General features: G+C 58.6%; 5 protein-coding genes. All 5 read left to right on the top strand.

From position 1 onward, the window contains the following. Positions 1–34: 34 nt before the first annotated feature. The 5 genes from VGM18_19480 to VGM18_19460 all read left to right on the top strand — a co-directional run bounded on the left by VGM18_19480 (position 35) and on the right by VGM18_19460 (position 10,210). A complete protein-coding gene (locus tag VGM18_19480; protein HEY3975195.1) occupies positions 35–4,060 on the top strand; it encodes a condensation domain-containing protein in 4,026 nt (1,341 codons plus the stop codon). Positions 4,061–4,163: 103 nt separating this feature from the next. Beyond that, positions 4,164–5,234: a methyltransferase, TIGR04325 family gene (locus VGM18_19475; protein ID HEY3975194.1), complete on the top strand. Its 1,071-nt coding sequence runs from the start codon at positions 4,164–4,166 to the stop codon at positions 5,232–5,234. Positions 5,235–5,325: 91 nt separating this feature from the next. Beyond that, entirely contained in the window at positions 5,326–6,894 is a 1,569-nt protein-coding gene (locus VGM18_19470) for an oligosaccharide flippase family protein (GenBank protein HEY3975193.1), read from the top strand. A 234-nt stretch (positions 6,895–7,128) separates the two neighbouring features. After that, positions 7,129–7,758, top strand: coding sequence for a PEP-CTERM sorting domain-containing protein (locus tag VGM18_19465; GenBank protein HEY3975192.1), 630 nt, complete (start codon positions 7,129–7,131; stop codon positions 7,756–7,758). A gap of 163 nt (positions 7,759–7,921) precedes the next feature. Then, entirely contained in the window at positions 7,922–10,210 is a 2,289-nt protein-coding gene (locus tag VGM18_19460; protein ID HEY3975191.1) for a tetratricopeptide repeat protein, read from the top strand. Positions 10,211–10,240: the final 30 nt, after the last annotated feature.

Below are 10,240 nucleotides of genomic sequence, written 5' to 3'. Positions count from 1 at the left end.
ATCTTCTTCCTCTGGAGACGAAGGGATAAAGGCATTGGATTACGCAACCAGAACATTGGCGACGCAGGAGGCTACGCCCTTGATCGCGCCTGACGGCGACGGCGAGTTCCTCGCCTTTCCATTGACTCCGGGACAGGCCGCCATGTGGCGGGCCGATCGATTCTGGCGAGGGTGTTCTCTGCTCAATGCCTCGTTCCGCTGGAGTCTGACCGGGACACTCGATCGCGCCATCCTCGAACGCTCGTTTAACGAAGTCGTGCGGCGGCATGAAATCCTGCGCGCCACCTTCACGGAAGACAAAAATGAGCTCGTGCAGCTCATCGCTCCATCGCTCGAAATCAAAATCACTCTTGAAGACTTGCGCTCTTTGCCCACGACCCAGCGCGAGGCCCAGATGGATGACATCTGCACGATGGAGGCAAAAAAGGGTTTCGATCTTGCGACGGGACCGCTGCTTCGCGTCGGACTGCTGCGAATGGAAGATGACCGGCACGTACTGACGCTTACCCTGCACCACATCGTCATCGATGGCTGGTCGGTGAGTCTTCTGATGGAAGAATTGCAGGCCATCTATAGCGCATACGAAAAAGGCGAGGAATCTCCGTTGCCGGACCCGGCCATTCAATTTGGCGATTACGTGGTCTGGCACAAGGAATGGATGGTATCGGCGGAAATCCGCCAGCAACTGGAATATTGGAAGAAAAAACTGGCCGGCTATCGCCGCCTGGATGTTGCCGGGGATCTTCCCCGCACCGATTTTCCTCCAACCTCGCGGCGCCAGATCGGCAGCAGGATTATTTCGCAGATGCTTCCCGGTCAGCTGACCGATGCGCTCAAGAAATTCAGCGATCAAATGGGCGGCACCATGTACACGACGGCGCTGTCAGCCTGCATGATGCTGTTACAGCGCTACACCGGGAATACGGACATCAGCGTAGCTTCGCCGCTGGCTGGACGAAACCGCGCCGAGATTGAGGGTCTGGTCGGACTCCTGTTTAACAATTTAACTTTGCGCGCGAACCTGGCCGGCGATCCCGCCTTTGTGGAGTTTGCGGCGACCATACGGGACACGGTGTGGGAAGCCTTTGCCAATCAGGACATTCCCTTCGAAGACGTGGTACAGGCGATTCGGCCCGAGTCGGATCCGCTACGCGATCCCTTCCTTTCCATCAATTTTGTTTGCCAGCGCGAGTATGCCCGGGCTTCGACGTTCGTTCACAAATTCGGCGATGTGGCCGTGCACACCATGCCGTCGAAGTCGATGGGCGCGCTTTACGATTTGAACTTCTTCATGGTGCAGCGCGAGGCCGGCTGGCGGCTGTCCCTGGACTACAACACCAGCCTGTACCAGGAATCGACCGCGCAGCAGATGCTGGCCGGCTTCCGCGAGCTGCTCGAAGGCATTGCGGAAAATCCGGGCCGCCGCCTTTCCGAGTTCCCTCTGCCTCCGGATCAAACGCTCGACCGTCGCCGGGAACCGAATGGCCCGATCAGCGAGCCCGAATATTACGCAATGCCGGTCAGTCCTGCCCAGGAGCGTTTTTGGCTGCTGGCCAAACTAGCGCCTGGCAATCCGGGGCTCAACATGGCGTCGTGTATGCGCCTGGCAGGTCCGATCGACTTGGAAATCCTGGAGAAGAGCCTGCAACTGCTCGTCGATCGGCATGAAACCCTGCGCACGACTTTCGAGGAATTCGACGGAGAGCTCGCGCAGATGGTCGCTGCCACACGGACATTCTCGCTTGCCATCAGTTCCGTGCCCGACCTGCCCCAAGCCGAATGCGAGGCGCGTGTGCGGGAACTTGTCCGCGAAGAAGCGGGTGTGCCGTTTGATGTTGGGACCGGCCCCCTATTCCGTGCGCGCCTGTTCCGCATCGCTCCCGACGACCACGTGCTGGTTACGACGATCCATCACATCCTCGCCGACGGGTGGTCCGGCGGAGTCATTCAGCGCGAACTCTGGACTGCGTATGAGGCTTTGCTTCAAGGCCGGGAACCGGCGCTCGCCGCTTTGCCCATCCAATACAGCGACTTCGTTGCCTGGGAAAAGGAGCGGTCGGCTTCCGCGGAGATGCGGGAACACCTGGACTATTGGGTGAAACAACTTGCGGCGCCGTTGCCGCTGATCGACTTCCCGCTGGACCGGCCTTCCACGAACCGGCCCGCTTCGCAGGGTGCAATGGAGTCGCTTTTGTTGCCGGAAGAGTTGATGAAGTCTCTCAAAAACCTGGCGCAGGCGGAGAATGTGACGATGTTCTCGTTGACGCTGGCCTGCTTTGCGACTTTATTGTCCCTGTACTCCAAGGAAACAGATATCCTGATCGGCTCACCGATTGCGAATCGCAAGCCAGAGACCGAGGCGCTGATCGGGCCCTTCGCCGAGCCGGTCGCCCTGCGCCTGAACCTGTCGGGTAATCCCACATTTCGCGAACTGGTGCGCCACACCGGCGAGAGCGTTTTGGATGGAATGAGCCACGCCGAGCTTCCCTTCGAAACCCTGATCGAAAATCTGCCGATGAATTCGCCCGGCGGACGGAATCTCAATTTTCAATTTTATTTTTCGTACCAGACGGCCTTCTTGCAGCCTCGGCAGGTGCAACAGCTCAAGGTGACGCCGATGCCCAAGTTCAGTCTGGGGATTCCCTTCGAACTGCAACTGGTTTTCATCGAGCGGCGCGAGGGCGTGCGGGCGGAGCTGGAATATAATCCCGATCTTTTTGATGCGTCTACTATCCAGGGCGCCCTGAAACACTACCAGAGTTTGTTAAGAATCCTGGCGGCCCAGCCGGACGCGCCCATCGCCAACCTTCCGCAGCCAGCAATGGCGCGCTCAGCGCGAAGCCGGCAGCAGGATCCGATCTCGCCTGATCCGGCTCTCACGCCCCAAGCCAGAGCAGACGCGGAGCCCGCGAACGAGATCGAGCAACAACTGGCAGCTATCTGGAAAGAAGTGCTGCGCCGCGATGGGATCAAGGTGACGCAAAACTTCTTCAGCCTCGGCGGCTATTCGCTTTCGGCGGCAAAGCTGCTCCTGAAGATCGAAAAACGCTTCGGCAAAAAATTTCCGTTGGCCGCACTGTTCGAAGCTCCGACGATCCGCCAGCAGGCGGAGTTGTTGAGCCAAGGCGAAAGCAAAACTTTCGGTGGCCGCGTTCTCCCCATTCAGACAACTGGCTCGAAGCCTGCCCTGTTCTGCGTGGACGGCGGTCCTTTCTTCGTCCCGCTGGCCGAGAATCTCGGCGCAGACCAGCCGGTATACGGCCTGCGTCTCGAAGACACGACTCAGTTCCCTTCGCCCTACCGTTTCGAGGACATTGCCGCCTATCACATCGAATCTCTCCGCATGGCTCAGCCCAAAGGCCCGTACTACCTTGGCGGCTGGTGCCTGGCCGGCGTACTGGCCTTCGAGATGGCGCGGCAGTTGGAAGCGCAAGCAGAGGAAGTCGCGCTGGTGGCGTTGTTTGATGCCGCCAATCCTGCGTACCTGCGGCGATTCTCCAGAATGGAAGTGGCGGTGCGCCGTAGCCTGTTCTGGCTGCAAAAGGGCAAGCTGCATTTTCACCGCATGCGCCAGCTTGGGCTGCGCGCGGCCTGGGAATATCTGGGGGAACGCGTCGAAAGCGTCCACCAGAATCTTCGCCTGGCACGCTTGCGTCGCAATTATCAGTCGAGTGTGGGCAAGACGGAAAAGCTTTCCGAAGAGTTGCGAGGAGCCAATGCGGTCGTCTACCTGGCGGCGCAGGCATTCAAGCCTGGTCCCTATTCAGGCCGGGTAGCTCTGTTTCGCAGCGGGCTCGAGCCGATGTCGCTGCACCGAGATACTACGCTCGGTTGGAAGGACGTGGCCACTCGCATGGTGGTCGAGGAAGTCCCCGGTGACCACCGCGAAATTTTCGACGAACCGGCGGTGCGCGTCCTGGCGGCGCAATTGAATGAACAGCTAGGGCATGAGCCGGCTCTTTCGGTTTCTCCGTTTGATCGATCCCGCGCAGAGAATGAGGATGCTGCGGGAAGCGCCGTCAATCCGGTAGGCCGGCAAATGCCGCAAGGGACACTATGAGAACGATCGAGATGATGGCCGCGCTGGCCGGGCTGCAATCAATGCTGCCGCAATCGCCATTCGGCCTACGCTGCTGCGGTGGTAGAGGATGACAGGCACAGATATGGCAACCATGATCACCGAGACTGAAACCCGTGTCGCGAACGGCGCCTGGGCTGAAGCAGAAAAGCCTGAAGCAAAAAAGCCCGAAGCAGAAAAACAGGTTGCGGACAGCACAATTGCAATCCCGGCAAAAGTCTCGCTACCGGCAGTGACGGCGGATCCGGGCGCGCCGCGCGAATCGGCGGAGCCGAGTTGGGCCATTCTCCGGATGCTTCGAAAAATCCGTCTGATGCAGATCAGAACGCTGGCGACCCTGCTCATCTATATGGGTCGCGTATCCGCTGGCGGCTCAATCGTACTCTTCGCGCGCTCGCTTGCCCCCGTCCGCTGGGTGCTGGAACGCCTCCTCGGGTACCGCCGTTCCTTTCGTTCGTTCGCGGAAGCCCGAAGTTGCTCCACGCGATATATCAGCGCCGGTCACGAACATGAAGACGACATCCGCATGCATATATCGTCCTCTCGCGTCGCTCGGGAAAGCGACTACCCAGTGTTCTATTGGCTTTCCCAATCCGGAGAGCCGCTGCGCGGCGTCTTCGACTTCGGCGGAAATATCGGCAATCTTTTTTATTGTTATCAAAACTATCTTCCGTTCCCGCCGGACATTTCCTGGAAAGTGTACGACCTGCCGGAATTGCGCGCGGCCGGAGAGAAATTAGGCGCCGAACGTGCGGAATCGCGAATTCGCTATGTCGAAAGCCTGGAGCAGTTGGACGCAACCGATCTGTTTCTAGCTTCGGGCTCGTTGCATTACTTTGAGTCTTCTCTCCCCGAACTTCTCGCGCAGGCAAAGCAACTGCCGCGACGGGTACTGGTAAATCGCACACCGTTCTCCGACGCCGGCGAGTTGCTCACGATCCAGGACAACGGAACCTTCCTGGTGCCATGCAAGCTGCATAACAAGCGGAACTTCTTAGCGGGTATGGCCAGACTGGGCTACGAGCTGCGTTCGTCGTGGCCGGTGGCGGAGCGGGCGCTCTACGTTCCACTCCATCCCGATTGCTCCAGCGCAACTTACTTTGGATTCTATTTCGAGCTCGATGTATCCAACGGGCGGATGAGCGATAACGGTTGAGCGATAACGGTTGAACGATTGGGTGAACGATTGGGTGAACAATAAAGAACGGCTCCAGGTTGGCTTGTGAGCCTTTCAGAAGTCCAACGACATGCTAAAGAACATATTTTCGAACTGGATTGCGATTGTGGTGGTTGGCGCGATCGCCTTCCTGCTGACTCCTTTCCTGATCCACCATCTGGGGAACGTGGAATTTGGTCTGTGGGTCTTGGTGGGCTCCATCTCAGGCTACTCGGGGTTGCTCGAATTCGGTTTGCGGGCAACCTTGCAGCGCTATGTGGCGCGTTATCGCGGAGTGAACGACCGGGCCGCTTTGAATCAGATCTTTATGACCGCGCTGGCGTTGACCTTATGCATCGGTGTACTGATTTTTGTGATCATGCTGCCCTTTGCCTGGGTCCTGCCAGGATTTTTCGGCCTCAGCGGCGAACGCGCGCATGACTTCACGCTGTTGATTGTGCTGATGGCGATCAGCATTCCAGTGAGCCTGGTGATGTTGTTGCTGGGCACTTATGTCTGCGGATGGCAACGGTTCGATCTTTATAACCTTATCTCGGTGGCGCGCTCGGTAATGCACGCGCTGCTGATTGTCGTGGTGCTGCGGCACGGCTATGGGGTGGTGGCGTTGGGTGTTCTGAGCATCGTGGCGACTGCCGGTCTTCTGCCTCTGGATTGGCTCATGGTGCGCCACGTCGACCCCGAGCTTCGGCTCGACTGGCGTCTCGCCACGCCGGCCAAGGCGCGCGAGCTTCTGGAATTCAGCGTGTGGATGTTCCTGAACAGCACCGGCATCCGGCTGCGAACTTTCACCGATTCCATCGTGATCGGGCGGGTGCTGAACGTGGCGCTGATTGCGCCTTTCAGCGTGGCGGGTCGGCTCATGCAGTACTTCGACCCCATCATCAACAGCATGGTCAGCCCGATGCTGCCGGTCATGAGTGGGTACGAGGGGCAAGGCCGCCGCCGGGAACTGCGGCAATTTTTCCTGCAAGCGACCAAGATCACGACGCTCATGACATTCCTGATCGGCTCGATTCTGGTTCTGGACTCCCGACTGCTGTTGCGGGTTTGGGTAGGGGAAGAGTTCGTCTCGACCTACACCCTGGTGCTGATCTTGCTGGTTGGGTACGTTTTTGAACTGGCACAGCGGCCATCGACGACTGCGCTCGTGGCTCTGGGGTGCCACCGGGCATTGGGCGGTTGGACCTTAGGCGAAGGCCTGGCCAACCTGGTCCTCAGTATCTACTGGGGCCACAAGTACGGACTAGTGGGTGTTGCGCTGGGAACAACCGTGCCGCTGGTCATCGTCAAACTGACCTTGCAACCGTGGTACACGCTCCGCAAGCTGGGCGTAACCGCTCGCGACTATTTCGGAATCTCGTTATTTCGACCGGTACTGGTGTGCCTGTTGTTTCTGGCAGTTTGCCACTGGCTGATGGGATCGGGGCCGGCAACCGGAATCCTCGGATTAGGCTTCACCGCGAGTTGGCAGGGACTACTGTTTGGCGTCATTACCTGGATGATCGGACTCAGCCCAGTCGAAAGAACGCAGGCGCGCCAACGAGTTTCCACCATATTCGCCACTCTGGGATTCGCCAAGGCTGAAGAAATCGATCGCGAAGCCGCGGAGCAAGCCAACGATCTGGTAAATGTGGGCTAAGGCCACGAAATCCTGCAAATCGATTTGGCCTTGTTTTGCCCCATAACGTGCAAGAAATTTCGCTCCCCCGCAAGCCCCCTCGCGCACCCAGCCCGGGTAAAGCGGGAGCTCGTAGCCTGATGATTTCAAGAGCGTTTCGATGGATGGTACGAAGGTAACCGAGACCTGTTTTGGACTTCAAAGTGCATATTATTTCTGGATTGTTACTTCGTCTGAAGGAAGTGAGTTAAATCGGTGAAAAATACAAAGAAACACACGACCCTGTGGTCGTTAGCTCTACTTGTCGGTCTCCTGGCCGGGACCGCATTGACCGCGTCAGCTCAAAGTCAGATTAGTCTGGGCGGCGGAAGCCAAAACGTTACCTTTGCCCCTGGCGGCATAACTTCGGCCTGGGTCTCATTCGGAAACTGTAACGGCGTCACCTGCTCAGTGGGAGGGGCTGGCGCGTTCAGCGCTTCACCATTTGCGCTCGGGGTCGGGAAACTGGCCGACTCCAACAGCGCGGCGAACAGTACGTTCACCTTCACGAGTGAAGTCGGAACGACCGGTCCCGTCCCGGGGGCCTTGGCGCTTACCTTGGCGGATGGAAGTTCACACCCGCAATTCAACATCGGGCCGGGGGACTTGCGCGGCGGCGGCGCCGATCTAAGTTACATGTTGAACCAGTTGCTTTGTTCTTCCTCCACTAGCGGTCGCTGCGCATTGCAGACCATCTCCAGCACTGCCGATGGTATGCACTGGGATCACTGGCGGCATGCGAAGCTGACGGTTGCGCCCGAACCTACGGCAGCGTTCCTGCTCGGGACTGGGTTGCTTGGCATCGCGTTACTGCGGCGCCGCAAACTGGCTCAGCCTGAAGCGTAAATCTTTTTTGCAACTGTTATCACCGCCCGGCACACTCCCCCTGACCCTCCCCTGACGAACGCTGCCGCACCAACCACGGCGCCGACAAAACGGATTGACTCCCCTCGGTGTTGAAACTGTAAAGGCGAAAGGCTCGGGGTAAGAGCCCAATGGAGAATCCAACTTGCGTCGCATAATTGCATTGGGACCGGTTCTTCTGGCGATCCTGTGTTCTCTCGCTTGCAGCCGCAGCCCCGAGGTCAGCAAGCGGCGATATCTCGAGAGCGGGCAGTCTTACGTCAAGAAGGGCAAGTATCAGGAAGCTCGCATTCAGTTTCTGCACGCGGTGCAGATCGACCCTCGGTATGTCGAGGCCAACTACGAATTGGCGCAAGTTAACGTCAGTCTTCAGAAATGGAGTGAGGCGCTTTCTGCTCTGCAACGCACGGTCGAACTAGATACCAGTCGCCTGGACGCACGGCTGAATCTCGCGCAGATTTATCTTTCCGCTCGCCAGTACGATCGCGCCCAGGCCGAAGCCAGAGCTGTGATTGAAAGGGACGCGGGCAATGTCGGAGCCCTCCAGGTATTGGGCGCGGCCCTCGCCGGACAAGACAAGAATGACGACGCTCTGGCCGCCTTTCAAAGAATCGCAGAACTGACCCCTGGTGACGCCTCTTCTTTCGAAAATCTCGCGCTTCTTGAGATCGGCTTGCGGCGCTATGATGCCGCCCTCGATCATCTCCGCAAGGCAATCGCGGCGGATCCGAAGTTCGAGCAAGGCTATGCGAACCTTGCGACCTTCTTCCGCATGCGAGGTCAACTACCCGAAGCGAAACAAGCGCTCGCGGAAGGTGTCCGGCATAACCCGGACTATCCCGCGCTGTATGTTCTGTGGGCGGAGATCCTCGCGGGCGAAAAGCTTCCCACAGACGCCGAGGCCGTACTACAGAAGCTGAGGGACCGCGCCGGACGGTCAGGCCAAGCCGAAATCGCAGTCGAAGTCAATATTGCAATCGGGGATTACTATCTCGGGCACAACCAGGCGCAACCAGCCCTGACGGCCTATCGGAGCGCGTTATCGGCCTCGCCGAACAACAACGAAGTGAAGAACCATCTGGTCGAAGCCTATCTCGCCGCCAATCGAGCCAAAGAAGCGCTGGCCCTGAACCAGGAAGTGCTGCGCAACGACCCCGCGGATGCGGCTGCGAAACTGCACCGGGGAAGCATGCTTTTGCTTACCGCCAAGAAAGAGGATTCCGTCGCCGAGTTGCGCCGACTGGTCAGCAATAATCCAGAATCGCCGCAAGCTCACTACTTTCTCGGTTTGGCCTACTGGCGAAGCGGGAACCTGGCTTCGGCTCAGTCGGAGTTACAGGAAGCGGTAAGTGCATTTCCCGACTTCTTGCTCGCCCTGCGCAGTCTGGCCAATCTTCACTTGTCGCAGGACGATCTGCCCGCCGCGAAAGAATTGGCTCAGCATGGCGTACAAGTGCTTCCTGGCGATGTGGACGGCCATTTGCTGCTGGGAAGCGTGCTGTTGCGGCAAGGCGATATCGCAGGTGCCGAACACGAGTTCCGAGTCGCCCAGAGCCTGGCGCCCCTCAACGCCGAACCCCATTACCAGTCCGGGCTTGCCTTCATGGCGGCGAACCAATGGCAGGAAGGCGAGCGTGAATTTGAAGACGCTCTGCGCTTGGACCCGCAATTCAGCGGGGCGCTCGCCCAGTTGGTCGATTCCATGGTAGCGCGCAACCAGCGCGCTGCCGCCATCCGCCGCGCTCAAAAATATACAAACGCAAATTCCTCCGACGCCAGCGGCCATCTCATTCTGGGTTCGTTGTATTTGGGCGGCAAGCGTTATGAGGACGCGCAACGCGAGCTTGCCAGAGCCACTGAACTCGATCCCTCGATGACCGCTGCGTATCTGCGAATGGGGCAACTGCTTCAAGAAAAGGGCGAAATCGACGCGGCCATTGCCAGCTATGACAAGGCCGGCGAACTACAGCCCAACTTCCCTCCTCTGATTACTCTGCTCGGCAACCTGTACCTGTCGAAAGGTGACTTGCCTGGCGCGCGTCAGCGGTATGAACGCGCCCTCGGGATCAACCCGAATTTTTCCCTTGCGGCCGCCAATCTGGCCTTGGTCGAGGCCAGGCAAGGCAACAACTTAAACGTCGCTCTCGGTCTCGCACAACGGGCCAAAGAACTAGCCCCCGAGGTGGAGAGCATCAATGACACGCTGGCCTGGATCGAGTATCTGAAAGGCGCCACAAACGATGCCGTTCCCCTGCTTCAGGACTGCGTGCGCAAGGCTCCCGAGCAGCCGCTTTACCACTATCACCTGGGAATGGCTTTACTGGCGGATGGAGCGAAACGACAGGCGAAAACGCAACTCGACACCGCATTGCGCCTGAATCTCGCCGGGGACGATGCGCTCCAGGCCCGCAAGGCTCTGGCACAACTGGATTGAGAAATCGAGACAGGAAGAAAACTCCAGAAG

The organism is Candidatus Sulfotelmatobacter sp. (genome assembly GCA_036500765.1).
Classification (GTDB): Bacteria; Acidobacteriota; Terriglobia; order Terriglobales; family Acidobacteriaceae; genus Sulfotelmatobacter.
The sequence above is the reverse complement of the archived record's forward strand: the minus strand, read 5'-3'. Positions and strand labels throughout refer to the sequence as shown.